Origin of the sequence: Dyadobacter sp. CY343 (assembly GCF_021390335.1) — a bacterium.
GTDB lineage: Bacteria > Bacteroidota > Bacteroidia > Cytophagales > Spirosomataceae > Dyadobacter.
This window is the reverse complement of sequence record NZ_JAJUXK010000003.1, coordinates 820525-847273: the sequence shown is the minus strand read 5'-3', so window position 1 is coordinate 847273 and position 26749 is coordinate 820525. Positions and strand designations below refer to the sequence as shown.

Below are 26749 nucleotides of genomic sequence, written 5' to 3'. Positions count from 1 at the left end.
CGGTTATTACTCAGCTCAATGCTCATCAGTTTGAACTCCTTATCAAATACTCTTCTTTCTCCTGACATATGTATTAAGTTATAAAAGTTTCACTTAACTCAATGTCCGCTTAAAGGTAGCAGGTCCAGGACACGGCGTGTTGAGCCATCACACCCGCAATCTTCATCATCATCCTTCGAGCACGATAAAAAGAACAGAGACAGTGATAAGATGTAGAATGGAGCCTTGACGATGAAACGCATATAAATCTCTGCTTGGATACTACAGCAAAGACTCCACTAACAAAAATATGGTTGGAAGTACTTAACAAGAGTGCGCTCTCCTTGTGCTATCCCAAAAACTTTCACAGATCGGCCGCCAAGCCCTTGTTCTGTATTTTCTCACTTAACATAAATTGGTAATTCAAACTCCTTGTTAGTCAGTCTCACAAATCCCTCGAACCCGAGACACTCGCTCCCTAATTATCTGGGTTAAAGCAGTCGCACGGATAGGACGTTATTGGCAACAGCAGAGCTTTGACTATCCCAAAATTTCCATTTGATTGTACCTAATGTATAACTTCTTACATTATACTGAAATTGAATGTCTGATCTAATTGTCTCCATGTTTTCCAGCAGTCTTATAAAGCACTTGTTAACCAACGTCCTATCCGGGGCAATCATAACATTATTATTCTGTTGCGACTCAAAAACAGTATCCCCGGATCCTATAGACTGCACACCATATAAAGCTCCATCAGATGCATGGACATATCCTATACAGCCTGGAAGCAAGGAATGGATAGATCTTCCAGATACTGAGGCAAGATTTAATTCATGTCAGATTCCTTCCGAAAGGCTGAAAGCGATGTCAACTGAAGCTTTATTAGATGCATGGTTGAGTTTTCCCTTTAATTACGATATCTACTTGGTTAACAATCTGTTAAAACATATGAATAACTTAGTACCCAGATTTTCCGGTTTAGCGGAATTATCTACGAGAGAGGACAGGTTATCTACGGTATTGCGGGAGTATGCCAGTCGAAATCCATTATGCATTCAACAAATACCGGATTCATTAAAAAAAGGTCAGTATTCCTTAGATTTGGCCTGTTCGAAGCATTGTTGGCGACAGATGGTTTCCTTAGTCAGTCTTCGCTTGGTGATAAAAAGGAACTCGTTCGAGAATCAATCAAAAACTATGATCGCAAATGTGAAGCTGGAACAGAGAATTATACTGACAAGAGTCTTCCCTTGCTAGTTTGTATGAAGGCAATGTATCAAGCCAATTATAAGCCATTTATTAATGAGTTAAAAGATTCAAAGCAAACTTTACTCATAGGTTTCTTCCAAACAGGTATTTTATATTCAAGTTCGGAACCTGACCAACCAATTGTACAGACGATTTTGCGGCATTCGAAGAAATTTTCTGCTTAAATCCGTAACGAAATCGGCAAACTACATCTTCCTTACACAACCAAGAACGTTTCGCATTTAAGATAAAGCTTATAGTTTTCCTAAATCCGTCTTAATGTAATCAATCCATTTGTGCCGTGGAATATGTGTTAGGTCATGCTCGGGCACAAAACCTGTCTTATTGGTAGGCTTATTATCTGTCCAGGCGGCCTTACGGTCAGGAATCAAAAGATAATAATCTTCGAACGGCAATTTGGTTTGCTGCGATACCCCCATATAATCCATCATACCCAAAGTCCGCTCTCCATATCTTCTTATTTTCTTGCTTTGCATTGAAATATAAAAAAAGTACTCAGTCGAGCTTCCTCCCAGGTCATCAAAGACCAAAGCTATTTTTTCAGGGGTTTTCAGGATAGAATCTGAATACAAAGTAAGGGACGGCAACGAATAGAATTGGTCCTTTGAAAGGGGAATCTCTTCATAAGCCTTTTTGTACTGGTCAAGAACTTCGGGTGTATAAGATCGAACCCATCTCGGATCTTTTGTGGGCTTTTCATAGGTCGATTTAATGTCGGCTAAATTTGATTTTATATTTTCAGGGGATAACCTTAAATAGGTGTTACCCTGCACAATCGGCTCCGTGTAAAAGTATGGAAGCAGATAGGTCCAGCCTGAATTTCCACCGCCATTCCCTCTCAAATCAACAATCAGGTTTTTTGTAGACCTGATGAGTGAGTCATTCTTTTGAATCATCGCTTTGATCTTATCATCACGATTAAATGAGCCAATTGACAGCAGAACATGATTGTTATCCAGCTTTTTGCAATCGAGCCCATAATTATAGTTGCGCCAAGTCGAGAATTCAGATCTTTCATAATCAGTGATTGTCGATGGATAGGTTTTTGCCCATACCTCAAAGTTCCAGACAAATAAAAGACCACCACGCTGCCTAACAGGAAAATCGGGAGTCATCCAATCATAGCGGTTGAAAACAAACCCATTTTTATCTCTGGTAAAAGTATAATATACAAGACCAGGTTTTGTCTTTGGATCTTTACTCTGCAAAACGACAGCTTGATAAGTTATAGGGCTAATCTTTTGGACTGCCAGCATCAGAGTTGAGTCGGGGTTAATCCAAATACCCTCTATCGAATCCCTTTTTTGAGTGGTGAAATTCTAAAAGCATCCTCATTCAGGTTACTGTATTGAAATCTGGTGGTATCAGTAATGCTGTATTCAATGTCGAAATGCTTATCATTAAAAAACGAAACGTAAGCGTTCAGAATGGGAAAGCATTTGACGGGATCAGATTCTTTTGCCGCCTCTTTTCTGAGTTTTGCCACCTGCCTTGTATATTGAGGCAACAATTTCCTGGCGATCATGTCAGGGTACCCTACATAATTCAGTTCCGTTTTTTTTATCGTCGTATCCAGATTTGCAAGACAATTGCACTGTTGCTGGGCAGAAACAGCGTGGCATGTGTACAGTAAAAGGGAAACGCAAAAATATATAGATAGTGCTTTAACTTTCATGTATGTTAGACATTCATTGAGGTCTCTAATATAAATGAAAACGATAATAAATAGTGAAGCCTGTGATGAATAGGATGTTCGTATATAACTGGCCCGTTGGGCTCGGAATCAATGGAAGTTCGTTTAAAGCGTGGCATATTGCATGGCACTCCCCCGTACAACGAATGAAGGTTTTCTATCCGTTTATGGTTGATGCAGTTTCTAGAAAACTGCTGGAAAAGAAGGATCTCCGTATTTATGAAAAGGAAATGTACAAATATGATCGCAAACAGACGTTGAAATGAATATTATCGCCATCTTTCGGCAGTAATTTCTGAAACAAAAACCCCGCAAACACTTGGTTTGCAGGGTTTTGATGAAGTTAAGTATGTCTGCTTGTGCACCCGAAGGGATTCGAACCCCTATCGGTGGTACCGGAAACCACAATTCTATCCATTGAACTACGGGTGCTTCTCTCGGTAATGGGGTGCAAATATAGCCCCTATTTTGATTTTTGGCCATTTTGAACGAGAAATTTTCTGGCCGGCAGTATTTATAATTGTTTCAGCAAATCCCAGTCACCTACATCTTTCAGGTACAAATAGTCCAGCAGTACGCCGTTTACGTTGGTAATCAGCTTGTGACCTTCGGCAAACTGTACGACGTAAGTGCTGATAAACTCGTGTTCCGAGATAATTCCCTGCGTCTTGTTATGGTACGATTGTATTTCGTCGGTGCTCAGTTCCAGCTCGCAATAGAACATGTACATCGCTTCGTCGCTCGTGCCGGTAGAGGGGTAAAACGGCTCTTTGTTAACGCTGATCAGCTTGTCTGCGCTCACAGGTATGCCCGTTTCTTCAAACACTTCCCTGGCTGCCACAGCCGCCGCGTCGCTTTCACTATCCAGCATTCCTGCGGGATGCTCAAAAGTCATGGAACCATCGCAGATCCTCCTTTGCTGGACCAGCAGGAGGTATTTTTCGCGGGAAACAGAATCAATAAAACAGATCAGCACACTTACCACTTCACCTTTCAAAAAGCAGAGTGGCGGTATCTTGTTTCCTTCCGGCGTCGTTGCATCGGTATATAGTAGCGAGAAAAGTACCTCACCGTGCCCGTTCCGGCGGGTGTAGAGTTCATCTACCCGGTGAATGTTCAGTCCGTTCTTTTCAAGCTTATTTTTCCAGAGATTGTATTTGTGCGATTCTACCAGCAGCTCAGCCATTCCAGTTCAAAAATCAATTATATAATGGGAAAGAAATCGCTACGGAAGGAACTCCGAAAGATTTAGAGAACCGTTTCTGCCCATTGTCAAGCTTTTCGGCCGTCGCATAGGTCAGTCTGCCATGCACGTAAGCCAGCTTCACACCGATCCTGTCAGTGATCCAGTAACGGACGTAAACTTCCGACTGGCCATTTTGCTTGTCCAAAAGGAGCGGGAATGCATTCAGTGTAGCCGGGTTGCTGTCGATATAAGCATTGTAATAGTCGCGGCCTTCGCCTTCATAGAATGTGGATTTGCTGTAAAGTCCGCTTCTCCTTGTTCCGAATGCGATACCGATAACATCCGTATTCACGCCGATATCCAGTCTCCATAACCGCACATTAAGACCAAACAAAACGCTTGCTCCATTGGCGGTAACCCGACCAAATTTGAGCGTATCGTCGGAAAATGCATTGCTTTTTGGTACAAGATTCGTTTTGCCCGCATAATAACCCCACGTCCGCACGCCCCAGCCGATCCTGAACCACGAGAAATTACTAAGACTTAATTCCTGATGGTAGGTGATAGCAGGTACCCAGGCTTCGTCCTTGTAACCGAGTCCCATATCAATACCAGAAGTAACGCGCGACAGACTTTGACCAAACCCGGACACTGTTCCCAAAAACACAAAAAGTACTATTAACCGAAAACGCTTCATCTGTTTCTTAATGATGTGATGGGCAAAGGTAAAAAAATGTGCAAAAAAATAAGGCAGAGATCAGAATCTCTGCCCTGAGAAAAATAACCCGGTCGGTTACAGGCAATACAACTACTTTAAGGCTTTGGAAACCTTTTTCAAAACAATTGCGCCCATCGGCGGCAGGTCAAGAATAAGCGATTGTGCCCGGCCGTGCCACCGGTGCTCCTCAGACGGAACCGGATGGTAATTAATGATTCCGCTGCCTCCGAATGCCTCCGCATCAGAATTGAATATCTCCTGCCAGTCGCCTCCTGTCAGCACACCTACCCGGTAACCTTTGCGGGGAACCGGCGTGAGATTCAATATAATGATCAGGTTCTGCGACGGGTCAAATGCTTTCCGGGCATATATCAGTACCGAATTCTCGCGGTCTTGCGTATCAATCCACTCGAAACCTTCGGCCGAGAATGAGAAATCAAATAATGCAGATTCTTCTTTATAAAGCGCGTTCAGGCTTTTAAAACATTCCTTCGCTCCGTGATGCGGCGCCAGTTCCAGTAAATGCCAGTCCAGGCTCTGCTGGAAATTCCATTCGGAAGTCTGGCCGAATTCGCCACCCATAAATACCAGCTTGGTGCCCGGGTGCGTGAACATGTAGCTGAACATCAGCCTCAGATTCGCAAATTTCTGCCACTCGTCGCCGGGCATTTTATTGATCAGCGACTTTTTACCATAAACCACTTCATCGTGCGAAAGCGGCAGCATGAAGTTTTCAGAAAATGAATATACCAGACTGAATGTCAGCTGGTCCTGATGCCACTTCCTGAAATTCGGGTCTTTTTGAAAGTACTTTAAAGTATCGTTCATCCAGCCCATCATCCATTTCATTCCAAAACCCAAACCGCCTACAAATACCGGGCGGGAAACGCCGGGGAATGCGGTGGATTCTTCGGCTATCGTCTGAATGTCAGGGAATGCAGTATATGCGGCGACGTTCATATCGCGCAGCAGCGAAATCGCTTCCAGGTTTTCCCTTCCGCCAAATTCATTCGGGATCCATTCTCCGTGCTTTCTGGAATAATCAAGGTAAAGCATCGAAGCAACTGCATCCACCCGTAACCCGTCGGTATGATATCTGTCAAGCCAGAACAGCGCATTGCTGATCAGGAACGAGCGTACTTCGTTTCTTCCGTAATTGAATATGTAGCTTTTCCAATCGGGGTGGTAGCCTTTTCTCGGATCCTCGTGCTCGTAAAGCGCAGTACCGTCGAAACGGAAAAGTCCGTGCTGGTCGCCTGGAAAGTGGGAGGGGACCCAGTCTATGTAAACGCCGATACCCGCCTGGTGCAGCTGGTCGATCAGGTACATCAGCTCCTGCGGGGTACCCATTCGCGACGCGCACGAAAAGTAGCCGGTGATCTGATAACCCCACGAAGGCGCATAAGGATGCTCCATAACCGGCATCAGCTCCACGTGCGTAAAGCCCATTTCCTTTACATAAGGTACCAGTCCCGCAGCTATTTCCTTGTAGGTCATGTAGCGTTCCGGGTCGGAAGGATCGCGCTGCCACGAGCCCAGGTGAACTTCGTACACCGAAATAGGCGCATTCAGCTTGTTTTTGTCCTTGCGGACTTTCATCCATTCCGAGTCTTCCCATTCGTACCAGGTATCCCAGACAATAGAAGCCGTTTTAGGCGCCAGCTCGCACCACAATGCAAACGGATCCGACTTTTCAAGGTGATCACCGTTTTGGGAAATAATAAAGTATTTGTAAACTTCTCCGACACCAATATTGGGGATCCAGCCTTCCCAGATGCCCGAGCTGTCCCAGCGGGCGGCAAGCGGATGCGACGAGTGGTTCCAGCCATTGAAGTTCCCTGTAACGGAAACCGCAGTTGCATTGGGGGCCCAAACGGCGAAGTACGTACCAGTAACGCCTTTGAACTCCATCACGTGGGAACCCAGCTTATCGTACAGTTTAAAGTGTTTTCCCTGCCGAAAAAGATGAATATCAAAATCTGTAAAACGGCTAATGGTTTCGACCGCATTCAGCTCCTGCACTTCGCCCTTCTGAATTCCGTTGTCGGGGAGATCGCTCGCTGATTCTGTTTTTTTCTTATCCGCTGACTTAGCCATTTGTTTGAACGCAATTAATGATAATCCTTATGTGGATGTAAGATTTGCAATTTTATTAAACTATTTCTTAAAATGTATATATTTTTTGCTGGTTTTCCTGCAAATAACCTCATTCTGTTTGGTTTACAATTTGCCCGCTGCTCTCTCCGCCTGATCCAAAACACGCATGATATTTCCTCCCCAGATCTTCTCAATATCTTCCGCTGAATAGGCCCTTTTCACTAGTTCCTCCGTGATCGCGCCGATCTGGCTTACATCTCTCACTCCGATCACCTCGCCGCCGCCGTCCAGGTCCATTCCTATCCCTACATGGTCGGCGCTGGTGAGCTTGATCACGTGCTCAATGTGATTCACAGCGTCTTGCACCGTCGGTTTGTCCGCTTTGTATTTCTCATCCACCGCTTTCATTTCGTCCCTCAACGCTTTCTTGTCAGCGTCGGAAAGGTCGGTCTGCCGGATTTTCAAGCGCAATGCTTTGAGCGACATTTCATGCGGCTGGGAAGGTTTTTTTACAAAATTTGGTACAAAATTGATCTGTATAACCCCGCCGTTTTTGGCCAGCGCCCTGATCATATCGTCGGTCATATTCCGGGGCACGTCGCACAATGCGCGGCACGATGAATGCGATGCGATTACCGGCGCTTTGGTCAATCGGATCACATCATAAAAAGTCGAATCTGACACGTGGGAAACGTCGACCATCATGCCGAGGCGGTTCATTTCTTTCACCACATCTTCACCAAATTTGCTCAAACCGTTGTGCTCGGGCCCGTCGCCGTCGGTCGAAGAGTCGCAGATATCGTTGTTCAGCGAATGCGAGAGCGTAATATAGCGCAGCCCCAGGTCATAGAACATTTTCAGATTGGCAATGTCTTTCCCGATCGGCCAACCGTTTTCCATGCCAATGAACATCGCGCGTTTTCCCTCTTTCTGTAATCTGTACGCATCTTTCGAGGTGGTCGCGATAGCCGCAATATCTGGATGCAGGCGGGCGGCTTCGTGGATTTTGTCGAATATCGCGAGTGCTTTCTTCTTGGCCTCTGCATTGGCTTCCTCCGTCCGCTTTCCCTGGCCGAGGTATACCGCAAAAAACATCCCGTCCATACCGCCTCTGATCATCCTCGGAAAATCGATCTGCGATCCGTCTTTATCGTAATCGTATTCTTTCGAAATGTCGAAACCCTCCTTCATCATATTGATAGGCACATCGGCGTGGGTATCGATGGTCAGTGCATTCGCGTGAATCTTTGCAGCTTTGGGCGAAAGTGTAACTTGTTGTGCCTGTGCGAATGTGAGTACAGGAAACGTGGCCAGAAATAAAAATTTTCTCATTGAAGATCGGTATTGGGTGACTTCGGGATGGTCAATGTTTCTTTAAGATGTCTTCTTTTTACTTAAAAACCAATTTTTAAAGTGTTGCAAGTGAAATATGGAAATCGTGGAAGAGTAGAGAAATCTAAAAACTGCATTAGTAATTATCACCTCAACCTCCAATTATGTCCAGTGTATTTTCACGTTATGTAAAAAATCTTCTACTTATCATTATAGTAACCGGCCTTCTAACCAACTGTAAATCCAGCCAGAACCCACAAAAACATATCGGTACTTCCCTTGTAGACCAGGATTTCATGTACCAGTATTCTATTATCGACGCATTAATGGCGGGCGTATTTGACGGTGACCTGAACATAGCCAGCCTGAAAACCAAAGGCGATTTTGGAGTCGGTACATTCAATAAGGTCGACGGCGAACTCATCATCAATAACGGGAAGGTGTATAAAGTTTCACACGATGGTTCGGTTAAAGTGGCGCGCGACATGGACAGTACCTCCGCCGCGTTTGTGAAATTTTTTAAAGCTGACACGGTCATCACGATCGCTGGCGAAAACCTGAGCTATGAAAAAGTCCAGGAGCATTTAGTAAGTATTCTGAATCCAAACGGCATTTATGCATTGCGGATCACCGGAAAGTTTTCGGAAATGACCACCCGTGCAGCCAGTCCTGCAAAGCCTCCCTACAAAACGCTGAGTGAGCATTTAAAAACAAACCAGGCCGTTTTTGAGCTGAAAAATACGCAAGGTATCTGCAACGGATTCCTGCTTCCCCCGTACCTCGCACGGACCAATGTGCCCGGCTTCCATTTGCATTACGTGGCCGACGATCTCAAATCCGGCGGACATATTTTTAAATTCAAAACCAATTCTATCCGTGTCGAAATTGATCTGGCAAAAGGTTTTATCATCGAAAACAACACAAATCCCGAGTTCAAAGCTGTCAACCTGAAACCCGATAGAGGCGAGGAGTTGAAGAAGATAGAGTAGGGTTTATCTGCCGGCGGCTAAAAATTTGACGGCCCGGAATTGTAAATGAGGAAGTGAAGCTATATTTATACCTTCATTTCCAATTTACCCTGCATTGAAAACAATAGTCAGTCACCTGCTCCTGGTTTGGATCACCGCCTGTTCCGCCTTTGCCCAGGCCACTTACTTCACCGATATCCTTGGGAAGGAATTCAAACAGGCTACTATTGTGCAGCCCGGCGATTATGAGGGGAGTGTTACTTGTACTGTAATCAGAAAAACAACGGCTGAAAAGAGTACGAAGGCGGTGTTATATGTGCACGGCTTCAACGATTACTTTTTTCAGGAAGAAATGGGCGAGCGGTTTTTGAAGGAAGGGTATAACTTCTACGCTGTCGACCTGCGCAAGTATGGCCGCTCGTGGCTGGCTCATCAGAAATTCAACAATGTCCGTGACCTTTCCGAATATTTCGCCGACATCGATACCGCATTAAGTATCATTCACAACGAAGGAAATACGAAGGTACTGCTGATGGGGCACTCGCTCGGTGGGCTGGTCGTTTCCATGTACGCGGATGCAAATAGCGGGAAAGAGCGTTTTGACGCAGTGTTGCTGAACAGTCCGTTGTTCGCGCTCGAATTCAAGTCCGGCCTGAAAAAAACGGCATTGCCTTTGATGATCAAGCGCGCCGAAAAACGCCCGGAAACGCTTATCGATCTGGGTTTGAACCCGCTTTATGGCGAAAGTTTGCATAAAGATTTTCGTGGGGAATGGTCTTATAGTCTTGGTTTCAAGCCACTTATAGCGCCTCCTGTCAACTTCGGCTGGCTCCGTGCTGTGAATATCGGGCAGGAAAAACTCGCCCAGGGTTTGCAGATCAATAAACCCGTTCTGGTCCTGCACGCAGCCAAATCTATCGATGAGAAGAAATGGAGCGACGTGATGTTTAGCGGCGATGCAATTCTGAATGTGAGTGAAGTAGCTCGGCAGGCACAGAATATCGTAGGTCAATACAGCATTCAGTCGGTTCCCGGCGGGATGCACGATCTGGTACTTTCCAGAAAACCGGTGCGGGAAGAAGTGTATTCCACGATCTTCAACTGGGCAAAACGCGCGATCAAGTAAGCGGTTTGATTCAGGATAACTTGCAGCCCGGATTTTGGGTCGGTATGGTTATTTAATGTAGTTAATCTGCTGCATTCAACCCCGCAGCCCTTTGTCATTTTTATGGAAAATTTTACAATGCTGCAATTCTTCGAATGGTACTATCCGGCCGATGGCAGTCTTTGGCAACACTTCAAAAACGAATCTCAACGTCTCAAAAGTATCGGTATCGACTCGGTTTGGATACCGCCCGCACACAAAGGCATGGAAGGCGCCGATTCTTCCGGCTATGATTCCTACGATCTTTACGATTTGGGGGAATTCGATCAAAAAGGCTCGGTCAGAACCAAATACGGTACCAAAGAAGAGCTGATCGACGCTATTGCTACCGCGAAAGGAGCCGGTTTGCAGGTTTACTGCGACGTAGTGCTCAACCACATGGGCGGCGCGGATGAAACCGAAATGGTGCCGGTAAAGGAAGTTACGCCGGAAAACCGGAACGAGTTCGTGAGTGATACCTTTGAAATCGAAGCGTATACTAAGTTCACGTTCCCCGGCAGAGGTGGCAAATATTCCCAGTTTGTCTGGGATTTTCAGTGCTTTTCGGGTGTGGATTATAATGCTTCAAGTGAGCAAAATGCAATTTACAGTATCCAAAATCAGTACGGCGGCGGCTGGCAGGATGTGCTCGACCTGGAAAATGGCAACTATGATTACCTTATGTTGTCGGACATCGACTTCCGTAACCCGCACGTGCGGCAGGAGCTGAAAAACTGGGGGGAATGGTTTATAGAAACCGTGAATTGCGACGGTTTCAGGCTGGACGCGATCAAGCACATGGACCCCGCGTTCTTCAACGAGTGGCTGGACCATTTACGCGGCAAGTTCCAGAAAGAATTTTACACGGTAGGAGAGTACTGGGCGCCTTACGACCTGGGTTCTATGCTGGCTTATATTGAAGCGACCGAAAAACGCGTTTCGCTTTTCGACGCGCCTTTGCAGGCTAATTTTTTCCGGGCTTCGAAAGAAAATGAACACTATGATCTCCGGACCATTCTGGACGATACGCTCGTACAGACAATGCCCGAGCTGGCGGTTACATTGGTTGAAAATCACGATACCCAGCCGCTGCAATCGCTCGAACAAACCGTAGAAGGCTGGTTCAGGCCGATCGCTTATGCGGTCATTTTGCTGCGCGAAGCAGGTTATCCGTGCATTTTCTACACCGATTTGTATGGATCAAAATACAAAGATATCGGCCCCGACGAACAGGAGCACGAGATCACACTCGAAAAGCTCGACCGTCTGGAAACCCTGCTGTACGTGAGAAAAAACATCGCCTACGGGGCGCAACACGAATATTTTGACGAGATCAATTGTATCGGATGGACGCTCGAAGGCGACGAAAGCCGCGACATTTCAGGTTGTGCGGTGCTGATATCGAACCATGAAAATGCATCGAAAAAGATGTATGTCGGCCAGCAGCATGCGGGTAAAACTTTTGTTGATTATATGGGAAATATCGGCGAGGCGGTGGTGATAGGGGAGGATGGAAATGCTGAGTTCAGCGTGAACGGTCGCTCGGTCAGTGTGTGGGCGGTGCAACAGTAACAGATTCAATTTTAGTCAATAGCAGTATATGGAACCTGTAATATTTAAAGCCAAAGATGATGGTAGCGACGTCTTAATATCCGCCGCTGAGGTCGCTGAAATAATCCCCGATGCTGATATGCGATTTTGCCTGGTAATACTTAAAAATGAGGAGAAGCTTTTCATTCAGGGTACCAGGGCGGATATTCGTGAGCAGTTGAATATTGAAAATTAGAAAACCCAGGCGTAGCATTTGCTACGCCTGTCTGTTTTGCTCCTGGTTACATTGAAACTTGATCCTGACGAGCGTACCGAATCCAGGCTTGCTTTCAATGTCCATACTGGCCTTCATCAATTCGCAGATTTTCTTTACAATGAACAACCCGAGTCCCTCACTCTCTTTCAGATCCACCTTTTCTTTCTTATTAGATACCGTCGGCGCCGGTTTTTGCAGCATTTCCTGATAGATAGCTGGCGAATGTATCGGTGGTCTCAGTTGATCGGCGAGTAAGCTCACCGGGGAGTTTTCCGCAAATCCGGGTCCTGTGTCCTGAACGCTCAAAATCCATCTTGCTTCGCTTTCAGGTGCCCAGGTGACATTGATGCTACCCGTTTGTGTGTACTTGATCGCGTTGTAAAGCAGGTTCTGGAGTACACGCTGAATCTGTACGCGGTCGCTGTCGATCATCAGCTTTTCGGGTCCTTCTGCCATGAGCGTCAATTTTTTGGCTTCTGCCGCCGGCCTGATCAGATCGGTTGTTTCGCGGATCATCGCAGCTACATCAAATTTTTTGGTCACAAGTGTCTCTTGCCCCGCCTCGATCCGGGCGAAGTCGGTCAGTTGCAGCAACATATCCCGGATAGAATTCAGGTTTCTGTTCAACATGCCGATAAGCTCCGTTTTGTCAAGGTCGCTCGTGTCAAGCTGCCAGAGGTGGGACGACATCAGCAGCACGCTGAAACTCGATCGCAAATCGTGTGAACTATGGCGCAAATGCTCGCTCCGCATTTTCGCAAGTTCCTGAAGCTGGTCCAATGCCTGTTGTAAACGGGCTGCCTGTTCAGCCGCAGTGGTCTGCCTGAGCTCGTGGTAGTAAACAATGCTGCCCCGGCAGGATTCGGAGTATATCTGGTATATTTCCCGGTATATCTTCGAAAGTGCGGTTGGGCTCATATGCTCCTGTGCCTGCTCAAAGGAATGGACTTCTTCATGCAGGATAGCGAACAAATGTTCCATCTCGATAATCAGATCGGGAAGCTCGTAACCGGATTGCCACCGGTGGAGGCCATGTTCATTGGCTGCCAGCAGCGGATCATAAACGGGCGGCTCGTCATTTAATCTTTGGTGTAAAATATCGAGCAGTACCGGCATCTGGTCATTGAATTCTTCCCTCGAAAAGGTGCTTTTACTGGTAAGGTGCTGATCCAGGGCGCATCGCTGGCGCCAGTTGTTGAGCATAGTTTCCCTGCGAATAAGCAGGAAGTTGCTACATGCCGCAACCTGCGTTTTATCAATTGTTTTTTTTGCTGCCATTATTGATTGTGGATTATCCCCGTTGGCAAAGAATCGTTCCAAGATGCGTCCAGGAAGGGATTACTGCTTTGGGAATGCTTTGGTACATCTTTTTTAACAGGTTGTCAATTCTAATTCAGACTTGCATTTTAATCAATTTCATCATCATCAAATTATAAAAACCAAATGAAAAGAAAATATCCTTTAATATCTTTTTTGCGGCTGGGTTTCGCTGCCGCAACCATCCTGCCGCTTGCACTGACAAGTTGCAAAGAAGCCAGCGATCTGTGGGAAACTGTTATTCCTGAAACCGATAAGGAGCCTACTTCGAGTGAAATAAAGGGGTATGTTTTCTATCCCGCCTTGCAGCAGGCTACCGACGCCAATATTGCTCAGCTGAAAGTACCGGCTGGGTTCAAGATCAGCAAATTTGCTGAAAAACTGGGTAAGCCGAGGATACTGGTGACCGGTACGGACGGGCAGATTTACGCGTCGGACAGGGAAGCAGGCATTGTGCTGATGTTGCAGGATACTAATAATGACGGCGCAGCCGAGGTGATCAAAACAGTGGCAAATATTAAGCAGGTGCATGGTTTGAGCATTCATAACAACAAAATGTACATGGTGGCCGTGAATGAAGTGTACGTGGCCGATATGAATGCAGACGGTACGCTAGGCCAGCCGCGTATGTTGATCAGCGACCTGCCCGACGGTGGACAGCATCCCAACCGGACCATCGGATTTGGCCCGGATGGAAAAATGTACCTAACGGTGGGAAGTACCTGCAACTCCTGCCCGGAGCCTAATCCCGAAAATGCGACGATCCTGCGCGCGGAAGAAGACGGGTCGAACAGAAAGATATTTGCGAAAGGTTTGAGGAATACGATCGGCTTTGGCTGGCATCCTGAAACGAAAGAATTGTGGGGAATGGATCACGGGATAGACTGGCTCGGCGACGATGAGCAGAAAGAGGAGGTTAATATGATCAAGCAAGGCGCGGACTACGGCTGGCCTTACATTTACGGAGAGGGGAAATATAACCCCGGCGACAGGCCCAAAGGCGACACTAGTTACAGTCAATACCTTCAAAAAACGACTTTGCCGACGCTTACCTACCAAGCGCACTCAGCCCCGATGGGAATGGCGTTTTACAATGGCGCAATGTTCCCGGCTGAATATATAAACGACGCATTTGTAGCTATGCGTGGTTCCTGGAACAGAAGCACGCCTGTGGGTTACAAGATCGTGCGCATGCATTTCGAGAGCGGAAAACCAGTCCGCTTTGAAGATTTTGTGACCGGGTTCGTAGTCAACGATAACCGGGCGCATTTTGGCAGGCTGGTGGGCGTAACGGTACACACAGACGGTTCGCTGCTGTTTTCCGACGATACCAACGGCGTTATTTACAGGGTTTCGCGTCAATAAATAAGGCAGTCGGCCAGTCAGTAAAGATTGGCCGACTGAACTGATTTCGGCCAATCGGCAATGCAAGCGGCTTAATAAAAGTCGCTTTACGGTTACAACCAAAATCGAGGACGGTGCGTCTGTTGAGTATTGATTTACCGAAACTCTTACTGATGAAAAAATTCCTGCTACCCTCGTTTTTCGCCTTTGCATTTCTGCTAGGTGGTTGTATGAATACAGAAATTGCTGAACCTAAGCCCATTGTAGAGCCGCGATGGCCGATTCTGATCAGCCGCGACAGTATTTCCTCGGGCGGACATCTCGGACTAGCAATCGATGAGGAAGCGGCGAGCGCCTACACAAAATTGCAGCAGCTGAGGCCGAAAGGAATCGAATACGCCAACATCGTTGGAAATATATTTTCGGACCTGAGTCAGCTCAACGGCCGGCTGAAACTGTACACTTACCTATTGCTTGACGAGCAGATCGGCACCGACACAGGTGTGCAGATCACGTTACAATCAGGATCAGTCAGCAGCATTTACCTGAATAGCGGAAGGTATCTCGACCAGTGGCCTCTGAAAAAGAATGCCTCTTCGTCTGTCCGGCTGGGCGACAATGCCGATGTGGTTTACCAGAAGCTCACAAAGATCAGCGGCGACAAGTCTTACGCTAATAAGTTTGAGCGGATCAGCCTATTGACAAAAGACCTCGCGACAGGTTTTGATCCGGTAATGGCCGCCTCGCCTCAGTGGTATTTCCGCTACCAGTTAGAACCCGGTATTTCGGAAGATGTTCAGATCAATCTGGAAAAAGGAAAAGTTAAATACCTGATCATTTCGCGGTATAAAGATTTAATGTAACCAGCCTCTATTGCAATAGTCTGAACGGGTGGGAAGCTGAGCTTCGTGCCCGTTTTTTTTGTGTCCGGTGTTCATTTTCATAATAAGCGTTAACGAAGCGTTCTAGCCGTATTTTTCAGCAATCTTATGCATTGTATGTAAAAATGGATCAAAATACAGTCAGTACTAATCAAAACAAGAAATGTTTTTAGCATTATTTTGCTTTAAAATTGTATTGTGAAAATCGAATAAGTTTGAGCCGCAGCTGTACACTAAGTACTATGGCGGAGGGTTTGATCTTGCGTTTAGTGCTGTGGGTTAGGATATGTGCTGAGTGAATTCCGCGATCCGGCAGCAGAATCAGGTGCTTTTTTAACAGGGTCGGCAGATGACCGTAATCTGCCGGACGCTACACTTATGTCGGATTTTTCATGGCATTTTATCAATAAATTATATAAATAAACAATCCAGTATGCAAATCTTTATTTCTCACCTGTAATCCAAAACTAAAATTTATGAACCTAATCAGACGAAATTCCCGCCCGGGATTTTGCAGGATCCTTTGTGCCTTGTCGGTAACAGGAATATTGCAATTCCAGGCTGTGGCCGGAACAGCGCCAGCGGCCGGCGTCCCAGCGACCGGCGTTCCAGCGACCGGCGCACGTGCTGCGCTTGTATATCAGCGTTTTGACAAAACCCTGACAGGCAAGGTAGTAGACGAAAAGAACAGCCCGTTGCCGGGCGTGAGTGTGATCGTAAAAGGAACGAGCAAAGGAACCACTACCGGTACCGACGGTCAGTTTAGTTTATTGGTTGAGGACGCGGCGCAAACGCTTACTTTTTCATTCATCGGCTATACTTCCCAGGACGTGACGATCGGCAGTCAATCTGCATTTACGATCACTTTGTTGCCTAGCAGTGAGGAGCTTACGGAAGTGGTAGTAGTTGGTTATGGTACGCAGTCTTCAGCCGCAGTGACGGGCGCGGTAAGCAATATCCAGGCGCGCGACCTGATCCGCACACCATCGATCGGTACTTCCGATGCGCTGGTGGGCCGGGTGCAGGGGATCACCGCACGGAAAGCCGACGCTCGTCCAGGTGCGGCCACTACGATCCAGATCCGTAACCTGGGCGCTCCGTTGTATGTGATCGACGGCGTTCCTTCCGACGCGGCCAACTTCAATAACCTCGGCCAGAATGACATTGAAAGTATCTCCATTCTGAAAGATGCTTCCGCCGCTATTTATGGTTTAAGAGCTGCAAATGGTGTTGTATTGGTCACCACTAAAAGAGGTAAGGCGGGTGACGGGCCGGCTAAGATCAATATCAATGCCTACTACGGTTTACAGAATTTTACCCGGTATCCAAAACCGGCGAGCGCCTACCAGCACATGCGCGGATTGGTGGAATCGGATGTAAATCAGGGACGTACACCTTCTATCACGCGAGAGGAACTGGAAAAATGGCGGGTAGGGACCGAAAAGGGTTACCAGAGTTTTGATTATTACAAAATGGTCATGCGGCCGAACGTACCCCAGTACTCGCTGAATGCGAACGTTTCCGGCGGCACCGAAAAGGTCAGCTATTTCCTTTCCGTTGGTCACCTGAACCAGGATGCATTGATCCGCGATTTCAATTTCAAGCGTACCAATGTGCAGGCCAACATAGAATCTTATGTGACCAAAAAACTGAAAGTAGGCGCGCAGATCAGTGGCCGCATTGAAAACCGTTCTCAGGCGGGAGTCCCGGGGCTGGACGATTATTTCAACCCATTCCTCAGCATTTTCACGATGTGGCCGACAGAGCGCCCCTATGCAAACGATAACCCGAAATATATCAATCAGACGCACAATGTGAACGTAAATCCTGCTACCTATAAGAAAGAAATAACAGGTTATGTCGACGAGCTGACGCGGGTTGTGAAGGGTAACTTTTATGCTGAATACGATTTTGCATTTGGCCTGAAAGCAAAAGGTACCTATTCCTATCAGTACCACAATTTCGATTTCGACGGTTTTGAATACACGTACGATGCCTACAATTACGATGCAGCGACTGATACCTACAATATAGCAGCCGGCGGCGGGAACCAGAATCCCTGGCGCGAGCGCCGCAAACGCAATATCGTCGACCGTTTTGCGCAGTTTCAATTGAATTACAACAAAACTTTCGGCGACCATGAACTGTCGGCGGTTGCAGCTTACGAGCAGTCGGATAATGTGAATACTTACCTGGTGGTGCACACCGTGCCGCCTAATAATTACATTCCGCTCATGTCGTTTGCAAATCAGGATCTGCTGATCGACGAGTGGAGCACCGAAGCGCGGGCGGGTTACATCGGCCGGATCAACTACAACTATAAACAAAAATACCTCGTGGAAGCGGTAGGACGTTACGACGGATCGTTCCTGTACGCGCCGGGCAAACGTTTCGGTTTCTTCCCGGGCGTTTCCGCGGGCTGGCGGATTTCGGAGGAGGAGTTTTTCAAAGGAAAGCTTGAAAATGTATTCAGCAGCCTCAAAATCAGGGCTTCTTACGGTCGCACCGGTAGCGACAGGAATGCGACGGTTGCGAATGAGCCTTTCATTGTAGCGCCTTTCAGCTACTTGCCGGGCTACAACTTCTTGCAGGGCAGCGCCATTTTCAACGGGCAATATAATATCGGTGTAAGACCGCGCGGACTTCCAATTACCACGCTGTCCTGGATCACGAATATATCTTCCAATGTTGGTATTGATTTCGGTTTGCTGGGTGGAAAGCTGAGCGGACAGTTTGATATTTTTGAGCGGAAAAGAGAAGGTTTACCAGCGGCGCGCTACGACGTTCTGCTGCCTTCGGAAGTAGGTTACAGCCTGCCCAACGAAAACCTGAACAGCGATACGCACAGAGGTATGGAAGGGGTATTGACCTATAAAAGTTCAGTCGGGCAGGTGGATTATACTTTGAGTGCGAACGCGACATTATCACGCCGCCGGGACCTCGATTTCTACAAGCCGCGTTTTGGTAATTCCTACAATGAATACCGCGACTCGTACGTAGACCGCTGGGGCAATATCAACTGGGGTTATCAGGTAGAAGGTCAGTTTCAGTCGCAGGAACAAATTGAAAGTCACCCTATTAATAATGACGAACAGGGTAACCGCACGCAGCTTCCGGGTGATTTTATTTACAAAGACATCAACGGGGACGGAATCATCAATACCCTTGACGAGCGCCCGATCGGGTATGCCGAGGGAGCGAATCCGTATGTGAGTTTTGCATTGAACGGAAGCGTGGCTTACAAAGGATTTTCACTGTTTTTCGATTTCGCGGGTGCTTCGCTGCAAAGCTTCCAGCGCGCGTGGGAATTGAAAATACCGTATCAGAACAATGGTACCTCGCCGCACTTCATGCTCGAAGACCGCTGGCACCGCGCTGATCCGTTTGATGCGACAAGTGAATGGATTCCAGGTACTTATCCTGCAATCCGTAAAGACAATTCAAGTCATGTGAATTTCCGTAAAAGCGATTTCTGGATCACGAATGTGCGCTACATCCGCCTGCGGAACATAGAGCTGGGTTACAGTTTTGACCAGAAGATATTCAAAAAACTGGGCAGCAACGGATTCCGGGTTTACGTCAATGCGAGCAATTTGTTCTCGATCGACAATGTGAAGAAATACGAGATTGACCCTGAAATATCGTCGGGGAATGCGCTTGTGTACCCGCAGCAGCGCCTGTTCAATGCTGGTTTCACCATTAATTTTTAATCTGATTTCCTTATGCAACGATTTACAAAATATATCCTGGCCTGCCTCATCCTGATCCTTTCGGGCTGTGCAGAGCAGTGGCTCGACAGGAAGCCGCAGAATATTATCCTCGAAGAACAGGTCTGGAACGACACCAAAATGATCACCGGCCTGCTCGCCAACTATTACGATCGCCTGCCCGCGCACACTTCACTCACCACCGGCTGGGCGGAATTTGCGGCTTACGACGAAGCAATGTGGTCCAATAATGACGACGGTCGCAACAATATCGTTTCCTATCCTTTCGACCGCTGGCGGCTTTGGGATTACGGTCTGATCCGGGATATTAACCTCGCGATCGAGAATATCGAGACCTTCGGTACCTCACTTTCAGCCGGACAAAAAGCACAGTTTTCTGCCGAATTCCGGTTCCTGCGTGCATTTGTCTATTTTGAGCTGGTTAAAAGAATGGGCGGCGTGCCGCTGGTAACGAAGCAATTGATCTACGACTTCAATGGCGATCCTTCGTATTTACAGCAGCCGCGGAACAAAGAGGAAGAAGTGTACGATTTCATCGCTTCCGAGCTCGACGCGATTAAAGAACAGTTGGGTAATGATGGAAGCAATACCCGCGCCAATAAGTTTACCGCAATGGCGCTGAAAAGCCGCGCGATGTTATACGCCGGTTCTATTGCCAAATACAATAACCTGATGGCTTCCCCGATCTCGACACCGGGCGGCGAGGTAGGTATTCCGGCGTCGCGGGCAGCGGATTATTATGCCAAATCACTCGCGGCTTCGGAGGAAATAATCAATAGCGGCAAATATTCGCTCTACAAAACCAACCCGAATTTGGGCGAGAATTTTTACGATGCGATCACTAAAAAGTCAGCAAATACAGAGGTGATACTTGCGCAGGATTATCTGGTAAGTAAGGATAAAAGGCACGGGTTTACCTACGATAATATCGCGAGAAATGTGCGGGAAGACAACCTTTCATCTTCATCGATCACGCCTTCGCTGAACCTGGTGGAAGATTACGAATACCTCAACGGTACGCCCGGCACGCTCAAAACCAGGAATGCGGCAAACACAGACTATGTGTATTACGATAAAATGGAGGATGTTTTTGCCAATAAAGATGCGCGCCTCTATGGTACTGTCATTTATCCGGGTACCTCGTTCCGCGGCACGCCCGTGCAGATCCAGGCAGGTGTGAAAGTATGGAACAATGCTTCCGGGAGTTTTCAGAATGTGGAGTCGAATACGCTGGGCGCAACCTACGATGACGGTGGCTTGCTGACCGGCTCCTCCGGCCCGCAACGATCGCAGACGGAGGTTACCAATTCGGGTTTTTACCTGAGAAAATACGTGGACCAGACTGCTATGTCGAGCACGCGCGGTATCCGCAGCGATATGTGGTGGGTACGTTTCAGGTTAGGGGAAATTTACCTGAATGCAGCCGAAGCCGCATTGGAAACTGGTAAAACAGCTAATGCATTGAAATACGTGAATGTGGTTCGTGAAAGAGCTGGTTTTGGAGAAAATAGTCTGAAAACGCTGACGATCGAGCGGCTGCAAAACGAGCGGCGCGTGGAGCTGGCTTTTGAAGATCACCGCGTCTGGGATTTGATCCGCTGGCGCACTGCGCACGAGGTTTGGAATGGGAATGCTTCCAATCCCGATGCTGTGATTTATGCATTGTATCCTTATCGCGTAGTTCGTCCCGGGCATCCTACCCACAACAAATACGTATTTGACAAGCTGGTAGCGCCCCGTTTCCGTGCGCCGCGGTTTTTCCAGATGGGCAACTACTATTCGTCCATTGACCAGGCTATCATCGATAACAATCCAAAAATTGTCCGTAACCCATTTCACTGATATTCACTATGAAAGCGAAAAAAAGATTTGTAAATCAGGTACTTGGGCTGCTCGCACTGGCGACTGTGCTCAGCGCCTGCGAAAAGGATAACCGTGCTGAACCGAAGTCGGTATTGAAGGGCCGCGTGGTTTTCAATGGCGAGCCGGTGGGTGTGCGCTCGAACGGGGTGCAGCTCGAAATCTGGCAGCGGGGGTATCAGTTGTTTACCAAAATCCCGGTTTATGTAAATCAGGACGGCACGTTTTCCGCTTCGCTTTTTGACGGAAACTACAAACTGGTGCGCCTCCGGGGAAACGGTCCGTGGGTGGATAATACCGACACGATCGACGTGCAGCTTCGCGGTACACAGGAGCTGGATGTACCGGTACAGCCCTTTTTTGTGTTTGAAAATGAAACCTATTCCAAAGGCGAAGGTAAAGTGAATGCGACTTTTAACCTCAAACAAATAAATACTTCCCGCAACCTGGAAAGGGTGAACCTGTACATTGGTACCACCACGATCGTCGATCCGAACAACAATGCGGGCAATGCGCAGGAAGTGGCGGCGAATATCACCGACCTGACGAAATCGATTACATTGACTGCAACTTTGCCTGCCGCCCTGGCCGGACGCGATTATGTGTACGCACGGATCGGCGTGAAAACATCCGGGGTAGGGGAAATGCTCTTTGGCGAGCCGCAAAAGATCATGCTGAAATAGCAGTTCTTTTTTGTTTTTACTAATAATACAAAGAATCCCGGGTGCAGCATTTCGCGCCCGGGATTTCTTATTTGCTGATGAAAATTCTTATTGCCAGCCGCCGCCTAGACTCCTGTAAAGTTCTACGCGCGCTACCATCGACTGGCTGCGGATAAATGCGAGGTTCAGTTCAGCCTGCAATGCATTGCCCTGCGCCGTGATCACTTCCAGATAATTGGCCATATCACTTTTATAAAGCAGCTGCGCATTCGTGATCGCCTGCTGCAAAATGGCAACCTGGTGGTTTGCAATCGAATCCTGTTCACTCAGTTTAGCCGTCTGCACGAGTGAGTTTGAAACTTCTCCCACCGCATTCAATATCGACTGTCTGAACTCGATCACAGACTGTTCCCGCTGCGTTCTGGCCACTTCTACGGCGGTTTTTAATTGTCTTCTCGCAAAAATCGGTCGGGCAATCGTACCAGCCGCAATACCAAACAAGGAGCCGGGAATATTAAACCAGTTACTCGCTTTGAAGGATTCGATCCCGCCGCTCGCCGTGATCGCCAGCGTGGGGTACATATTCGCCTGCGCCACGCCCAGCTGCGCATTCGCGATCAAAACAGACATTTCTGCACTCCTTACATCGGGCCTGCGACTCAGTAACGCGGCGGGTACCCCGGTAGCAAGGTTTTCATAGATCTTAATCTCCGATAATTTTACCTTCCGCGCGATCGCCGCCGGCATTTGTCCGGTCAATACCTGCAAAGAGTTTTCCTGAATACTAATATCCTGTTCCAATTGCGGGATCAATAGTGCGATAGACTCACGCTGCGCCTCGGCCTGTTGTACAGAAAGCGAAGTTACCTCGCCGGCATTTTTCAATAATGTGGTCAGCTTCAATGTATTATCACTTAATGCAAGATTGTTTTTAGCTATTTCCAGCTGTTTATCCAGCATTAATAAATTCAGAAAACCTTTTGCAACATCTGAAACAAGCCGGGTCTGTATTGCTTTTTTTGCTTCATAAGTCTGCAAATAAGCCCCCAGAGTTGCTTCCTGCTGTCTGCGGATCCGTCCCCAGATATCTGCTTCCCAGCTCAGATCGGCACTGATAATGTAGTTTTCAATGTGATTTGACTTCAAGAAACTGGTGGCGCTGAGTCCGTTCAAACTGTTGCTCGAAGGCCGGTTGTACTGGCCGGTAGCGCGGAGATCGAGTCTCGGCAATTGTAGAAAACGCGCCTGCTTCACCTGGCTTTGCGCAATCTCAATGCGCTTGACGGCCAGCTGCAAATCCATATTATAGGTAATACCCTGCTCGATCAGTCGCTGCAATGTGGTGTCGGGGAAAAATTCCTTCCAGCTCAAATCGGCAATGGTAGCCGTGTCTGCGAACGTCACTTCCCGGTACTGTTCGGGCAATGTAAGTTCGGGCCGCTGGTAATCTTTCGATACTTTGCAGGAAGCGATGAACGCCGCCAGCAGCAGGAAAACTGCGTACTTTTTATAACTCAATATATATATCATGCTCTTTTGTATTGAAATCGTGGTGTTATTAAGATGGCGGTTTGGTTAATCCTGCAATGCGACCGCTTCCTCTTCTTTCTTCATTGGAACAACCTTTTCCTGCAAATACTGGAAGATCACGTACAGCACGGGGATCACGAAAATCCCGAAAATAACGCCCGTCAACATCCCGCCCACTGCGCCGGTACCGATCGAACGGTTACCCAAAGCCGAGCCGCCGGTTGCGCGCATTAATGGGATTAACCCCACAATGAATGCAAATGAAGTCATCAAGATCGGTCTCAAACGCAGCTTCGAAGCTTCCAGTGCAGACTCGATAATGGTCATTCCGGCACGGCGGCGCTGTACCGCATATTCCATGATCAGGATCGCGTTCTTGGCCAGCAATCCGATCAGCATGATCAGCCCGACCTGTACGTAAATGTTGTTTTCAATACCAAACAGATTGATAAACAGCATTACTCCGAATACCCCCAGCGGGATTGTCAGGATCACAGCGAAAGGAAGAATATAGCTTTCATATTGCGCAGCCAGCAGGAAATACACGAATACCAGACTCAGTACGAAAACGATCAGTATCTGCGAACCCGCATTGATTTCCTCCCGCGTCATACCCGTCCATTCTGTTCTGTAATTATTGGGAAGTACCTCGTCGGCCGTTTCTTTCACCGCCCGGATCGCGTCACCGGTACTGTAACCCGGCTTCGGTGTCCCGTTGATCGCCACTGCATTGTACAGGTTATTCCGCGTCACAGTTTCAGGCCCGAAAACGCGTTTCAGCTTCACCAGCTGGTTGGCCGGTACCATTTCGCCCTGTGTATTTTTTACGTAAATATTATTGAGTGAAGAAGGATCCGTGCGGTACGAAGCGTCAGCCTGCGCCATCACCCTGTAATACTTGCCAAACCGGTTAAAATCCGAAACGAAACTGCTGCCGTAGTAAATCTGCAAAGTTTGAAGCAGCTCATTCACAGGTACATTCAGTTGTTTTGCTTTGGCATTGTCCACTTCCAGCATGTATTGGGGATTCGCTGTTGCGAAGGTGGTAAATGCGTAAGCGATCTCTTTTTTCTTCATCAAGGCAGCCAGAAACTGATTGGTTGTCGCGCTTAATTTTTCCAGAGAACCGTTTCCACGATCCTGTAACATGAATTCAAAACCACTCACATTACCAAAACCATCGACGGTAGGGAAGGTGAAAAAGAACGCATTCGCATCGTTTACAGCCCTCACTTTCTGCGACATCATCGCCACGATCTGGTCGAAATCCTGCACATCACCGCGTTCAGATTTGGGTTTCATCCGGATAAAACCAACCCCGTAAGGAGACGCATTGGAATTTGAAATGATATTCATACCCTCCACAATATACCGCTGGTCGGCGATAGGCGACTGTTTTACGATACTATCAACCTGCGCCATCGCTTTGTGTGTGCGATCCAGGGAGCTGCCCGGAGGGGTATTCAATGCATAAAGCAGGAAACCCTGGTCTTCGGTCGGTATAAATCCGGTAGGCGTTTTTTGGGTAAGCCAAAGTGTTGATCCTGTGATAATTACCAATCCGGCGATCGTTATCCATTTCTGGCGGATCAAAAATTGCAGACTTTTAACATAGCGCCCGGTCATCGTTTGAAAACCCGTATTGAACGCCGCGAAGAACCTGGCCGAAAATCCTTTTTTATGGTTTGGATCGTGCGGATCTGCATGCGGGTTTTTCAGGAATAAAGCGCAGAGGGCGGGGCTCAGCGTCAAGGCATTGAGCGCTGAAATCAGAATTGCGATGGCTAATGTAAATGCAAACTGCCTGTAAAATACCCCCGCCGGACCCTGCATAAATCCTACCGGAACAAACACCGCCGCCATTACCAGCGTGATAGAAATGATAGCGCCAGATATCTCATGCATCGATTCCGTAGTGGCCTTTTTGGCCGGCAAGCCCGTCAGTTCCATCTTGGAGTGCACCGCCTCGACGACCACAATCGCATCATCGACCACAATCCCAATCGCCAGTACCAATGCAAAAAGGGTAAGGAAATTGATCGTGAAGCCAAAAAGCTGCATGAAAAAGAACGTACCGACAATCGCCACCGGAACGGCGATCGCGGGAATCAGCGTAGAACGGAAATCCTGCAAAAAGATGAATACAACGATAAAAACGAGTATAAATGCTTCGAATAATGTAGTAGTTACCTGCCCGATGGATTCGTCCAGAAAGTCCTTGGAGTTGTACATAATGGTCGTTTTCATACCCTTCGGAAGGGTTTTTTCAAAATCGGCCAGCAGCGCCTCCGCCTGGATCAGGATTTCGTTCGCATTGGTACCGGCAGTCTGGAAAACCGCCACACCCGAAGAAGCATCTCCATTCAGTTTTCCATTGGAAGAATAGGTATAGGAACCGAACTCGACCCGCGCCAGATCTTTCAGTCGGATCACCGAACCATCGCTATTCGCTTTGATGATAATGTTCTCGTATTCTGCATTTTGCGTCAGCTTTCCTTTGTATTTCAATACATATTCAAATACCTGCTGACTGCTTTCGCCAAGTCGCCCCGGCGCCGCTTCCAGACTTTGCTCGCGGATCGCCGCAGTTACTTCCTGGGGAGACAGATTATAAGCTGCAAGCCGATCGGGTTTAAGCCAGATCCGCATCGAATAATCGCGCGTTCCAAACGGCTGCGCCTGACCGACCCCCGGTATACGTTGCAGCTGAGGTACCAAATTAATCTTGATATAATTCAGTAAAAACGTCTCATCATAAGTGCTATCCTCGCTCGAAAGCGCCACAAACATGATAATGCTGTTCTGTTGTTTCTGGGTGGAGATACCCGCCTGCACAACTTCCTGCGGGATCTGGCTTATTGCCTTCGAAACCCGGTTCTGCACGTTTACCGCGGCAATATCCGGGTCGGTACCCTGACTGAAATACACATTCAGCGCCATCGTACCGTCATTATTGGATGACGACGTCATGTAAGTCATATTTTCAACGCCATTCACAGCCTCCTCGATCGGGGTGGCCACGGCGCGCGCCACGACTTCAGCATTTGCACCCGGATAAACAGCGGTAACCTGTACGGTTGGCGGGGCAATATCGGGGAATTTGGTAATCGGTAAAGTTGTGAGTGAAATGATCCCAAGCAATAATATAAGGACAGAGATCACCGTCGAAAGGACAGGCCTTTCTATGAATTTCTGGAACATAAAATTTATGATGTGCCCTGTTTAAAGGGA

20 protein-coding genes and 1 tRNA gene are annotated in these 26749 nt (G+C 47.6%); 11 read left to right on the top strand and 10 right to left on the bottom strand.

What is annotated here, in order from left to right:
* Window positions 1-1031 precede the first annotated feature (1031 nt).
* Complete coding sequence (locus LZG94_RS11820; RefSeq protein WP_233792089.1) at window positions 1032-1415, top strand: hypothetical protein; 384 nt, start codon at window positions 1032-1034, stop codon at window positions 1413-1415.
* Window positions 1416-1484: 69 nt separating this feature from the next.
* Here LZG94_RS11820 and LZG94_RS11815 read toward each other — a convergent pair whose 3' ends face one another.
* Together LZG94_RS11815 and LZG94_RS11810 are read right to left on the bottom strand one after the other, a co-directional pair.
* On the bottom strand, window positions 1485-2507 hold the full coding sequence (locus LZG94_RS11815; RefSeq protein WP_233792088.1) for a S41 family peptidase: 1023 nt from the start codon (window positions 2505-2507) through the stop codon (window positions 1485-1487).
* Between the two features lie 32 nt (window positions 2508-2539).
* Window positions 2540-2737 carry a hypothetical protein gene (locus tag LZG94_RS11810; protein WP_233792087.1) on the bottom strand — a complete coding sequence of 66 codons (198 nt, stop codon included), beginning with the start codon at window positions 2735-2737 and terminating at the stop codon, window positions 2540-2542.
* 254 nt (window positions 2738-2991) lie between these two features.
* Here LZG94_RS11810 and LZG94_RS11805 point away from each other — a divergent pair, with 254 nt between their 5' ends.
* A complete protein-coding gene (locus LZG94_RS11805; RefSeq protein WP_233792086.1) occupies window positions 2992-3210 on the top strand; it encodes a hypothetical protein in 219 nt (72 codons plus the stop codon).
* Between the two features lie 94 nt (window positions 3211-3304).
* Here the strand turns inward: LZG94_RS11805 and LZG94_RS11800 are convergent.
* The 5 genes from LZG94_RS11800 to LZG94_RS11780 all read right to left on the bottom strand — a co-directional run bounded on the left by LZG94_RS11800 (window position 3305) and on the right by LZG94_RS11780 (window position 8277).
* Window positions 3305-3376 (bottom strand) — tRNA-Arg (locus tag LZG94_RS11800).
* An 82-nt stretch (window positions 3377-3458) separates the two neighbouring features.
* Entirely contained in the window at window positions 3459-4130 is a 672-nt protein-coding gene (locus LZG94_RS11795) for an NUDIX hydrolase (RefSeq protein WP_233792085.1), read from the bottom strand.
* A gap of 13 nt (window positions 4131-4143) precedes the next feature.
* Complete coding sequence (locus LZG94_RS11790) at window positions 4144-4797, bottom strand: hypothetical protein (protein ID WP_233792084.1); 654 nt, start codon at window positions 4795-4797, stop codon at window positions 4144-4146.
* Window positions 4798-4938: 141 nt separating this feature from the next.
* On the bottom strand, window positions 4939-6945 hold the full coding sequence (gene glgB / locus LZG94_RS11785) for a 1,4-alpha-glucan branching protein GlgB (protein ID WP_233792083.1): 2007 nt from the start codon (window positions 6943-6945) through the stop codon (window positions 4939-4941).
* A gap of 123 nt (window positions 6946-7068) precedes the next feature.
* Window positions 7069-8277 (bottom strand): dipeptidase, encoded by a 1209-nt coding sequence (locus tag LZG94_RS11780; protein WP_233792082.1) that lies wholly within the window; start codon window positions 8275-8277, stop codon window positions 7069-7071.
* Between the two features lie 164 nt (window positions 8278-8441).
* Here LZG94_RS11780 and budA point away from each other — a divergent pair, with 164 nt between their 5' ends.
* From budA to LZG94_RS11760, 4 genes are all read left to right on the top strand, one after another.
* Entirely contained in the window at window positions 8442-9266 is an 825-nt protein-coding gene (budA, locus tag LZG94_RS11775; RefSeq protein ID WP_233792081.1) for an acetolactate decarboxylase, read from the top strand.
* Between the two features lie 94 nt (window positions 9267-9360).
* Entirely contained in the window at window positions 9361-10371 is a 1011-nt protein-coding gene (locus tag LZG94_RS11770; protein ID WP_233792080.1) for an alpha/beta hydrolase, read from the top strand.
* A gap of 102 nt (window positions 10372-10473) precedes the next feature.
* A complete protein-coding gene (locus LZG94_RS11765; protein WP_233792079.1) occupies window positions 10474-11961 on the top strand; it encodes an alpha-amylase in 1488 nt (495 codons plus the stop codon).
* 28 nt (window positions 11962-11989) lie between these two features.
* Window positions 11990-12175 (top strand): hypothetical protein, encoded by a 186-nt coding sequence (locus LZG94_RS11760; protein ID WP_233792078.1) that lies wholly within the window; start codon window positions 11990-11992, stop codon window positions 12173-12175.
* Window positions 12176-12196: 21 nt separating this feature from the next.
* On the opposite strand, the gene LZG94_RS11755 is transcribed toward LZG94_RS11760, so the two are convergent.
* Window positions 12197-13474 carry a HAMP domain-containing sensor histidine kinase gene (locus tag LZG94_RS11755; protein ID WP_233792077.1) on the bottom strand — a complete coding sequence of 426 codons (1278 nt, stop codon included), beginning with the start codon at window positions 13472-13474 and terminating at the stop codon, window positions 12197-12199.
* 165 nt (window positions 13475-13639) lie between these two features.
* On the opposite strand from LZG94_RS11755, the gene LZG94_RS11750 reads away from it, so the two are divergent.
* The 5 genes from LZG94_RS11750 to LZG94_RS11730 all read left to right on the top strand — a co-directional run bounded on the left by LZG94_RS11750 (window position 13640) and on the right by LZG94_RS11730 (window position 22009).
* Window positions 13640-14878 (top strand): sorbosone dehydrogenase family protein, encoded by a 1239-nt coding sequence (locus tag LZG94_RS11750; RefSeq protein WP_233792076.1) that lies wholly within the window; start codon window positions 13640-13642, stop codon window positions 14876-14878.
* 152 nt (window positions 14879-15030) lie between these two features.
* The gene (locus LZG94_RS11745; protein WP_233792075.1) at window positions 15031-15720 is read left to right on the top strand and encodes a hypothetical protein; all 690 of its coding nucleotides are present in this window, start codon (window positions 15031-15033) and stop codon (window positions 15718-15720) included.
* Between the two features lie 494 nt (window positions 15721-16214).
* The gene (locus LZG94_RS11740; protein ID WP_233792074.1) at window positions 16215-19448 is read left to right on the top strand and encodes a TonB-dependent receptor; all 3234 of its coding nucleotides are present in this window, start codon (window positions 16215-16217) and stop codon (window positions 19446-19448) included.
* A gap of 12 nt (window positions 19449-19460) precedes the next feature.
* Window positions 19461-21308, top strand: a complete 1848-nt coding sequence (locus LZG94_RS11735) for a RagB/SusD family nutrient uptake outer membrane protein (protein WP_233792073.1) — start codon at window positions 19461-19463, stop codon at window positions 21306-21308.
* A gap of 8 nt (window positions 21309-21316) precedes the next feature.
* Window positions 21317-22009: a DUF3823 domain-containing protein gene (locus tag LZG94_RS11730; protein ID WP_233792072.1), complete on the top strand. Its 693-nt coding sequence runs from the start codon at window positions 21317-21319 to the stop codon at window positions 22007-22009.
* An 87-nt stretch (window positions 22010-22096) separates the two neighbouring features.
* On the opposite strand, the gene LZG94_RS11725 is transcribed toward LZG94_RS11730, so the two are convergent.
* The gene (locus LZG94_RS11725; RefSeq protein ID WP_233792071.1) at window positions 22097-23518 is read right to left on the bottom strand and encodes an efflux transporter outer membrane subunit; all 1422 of its coding nucleotides are present in this window, start codon (window positions 23516-23518) and stop codon (window positions 22097-22099) included.
* A gap of 45 nt (window positions 23519-23563) precedes the next feature.
* Window positions 23564-26719, bottom strand: coding sequence for an efflux RND transporter permease subunit (locus LZG94_RS11720; protein WP_233792070.1), 3156 nt, complete (start codon window positions 26717-26719; stop codon window positions 23564-23566).
* Window positions 26720-26749: the final 30 nt, after the last annotated feature.

What these genes read in the sequence shown, in the direction of transcription:
- LZG94_RS11820 (WP_233792089.1), top strand. Translation starts at nt 1,032, where the DNA reads ATGCATTCAACAAATACCGGATTCATTAAAAAAAGGTCAGTATTCCTT.
- LZG94_RS11815 (WP_233792088.1), bottom strand. Translation starts at nt 2,507, where the DNA reads ATGCTGGCAGTCCAAAAGATTAGCCCTATAACTTATCAAGCTGTCGTT.
- LZG94_RS11805 (WP_233792086.1), top strand. Translation starts at nt 2,992, where the DNA reads ATGAATAGGATGTTCGTATATAACTGGCCCGTTGGGCTCGGAATCAAT.
- LZG94_RS11795 (WP_233792085.1), bottom strand. Translation starts at nt 4,130, where the DNA reads ATGGCTGAGCTGCTGGTAGAATCGCACAAATACAATCTCTGGAAAAAT.
- glgB (WP_233792083.1), bottom strand. Translation starts at nt 6,945, where the DNA reads ATGGCTAAGTCAGCGGATAAGAAAAAAACAGAATCAGCGAGCGATCTC.
- LZG94_RS11780 (WP_233792082.1), bottom strand. Translation starts at nt 8,277, where the DNA reads ATGAGAAAATTTTTATTTCTGGCCACGTTTCCTGTACTCACATTCGCA.
- budA (WP_233792081.1), top strand. Translation starts at nt 8,442, where the DNA reads ATGTCCAGTGTATTTTCACGTTATGTAAAAAATCTTCTACTTATCATT.
- LZG94_RS11765 (WP_233792079.1), top strand. Translation starts at nt 10,474, where the DNA reads ATGGAAAATTTTACAATGCTGCAATTCTTCGAATGGTACTATCCGGCC.
- LZG94_RS11760 (WP_233792078.1), top strand. Translation starts at nt 11,990, where the DNA reads ATGGAACCTGTAATATTTAAAGCCAAAGATGATGGTAGCGACGTCTTA.
- LZG94_RS11755 (WP_233792077.1), bottom strand. Translation starts at nt 13,474, where the DNA reads ATGGCAGCAAAAAAAACAATTGATAAAACGCAGGTTGCGGCATGTAGC.
- LZG94_RS11750 (WP_233792076.1), top strand. Translation starts at nt 13,640, where the DNA reads ATGAAAAGAAAATATCCTTTAATATCTTTTTTGCGGCTGGGTTTCGCT.
- LZG94_RS11745 (WP_233792075.1), top strand. Translation starts at nt 15,031, where the DNA reads ATGAAAAAATTCCTGCTACCCTCGTTTTTCGCCTTTGCATTTCTGCTA.
- LZG94_RS11740 (WP_233792074.1), top strand. Translation starts at nt 16,215, where the DNA reads ATGAACCTAATCAGACGAAATTCCCGCCCGGGATTTTGCAGGATCCTT.
- LZG94_RS11735 (WP_233792073.1), top strand. Translation starts at nt 19,461, where the DNA reads ATGCAACGATTTACAAAATATATCCTGGCCTGCCTCATCCTGATCCTT.
- LZG94_RS11730 (WP_233792072.1), top strand. Translation starts at nt 21,317, where the DNA reads ATGAAAGCGAAAAAAAGATTTGTAAATCAGGTACTTGGGCTGCTCGCA.
- LZG94_RS11725 (WP_233792071.1), bottom strand. Translation starts at nt 23,518, where the DNA reads ATGATATATATATTGAGTTATAAAAAGTACGCAGTTTTCCTGCTGCTG.
- LZG94_RS11720 (WP_233792070.1), bottom strand. Translation starts at nt 26,719, where the DNA reads ATGTTCCAGAAATTCATAGAAAGGCCTGTCCTTTCGACGGTGATCTCT.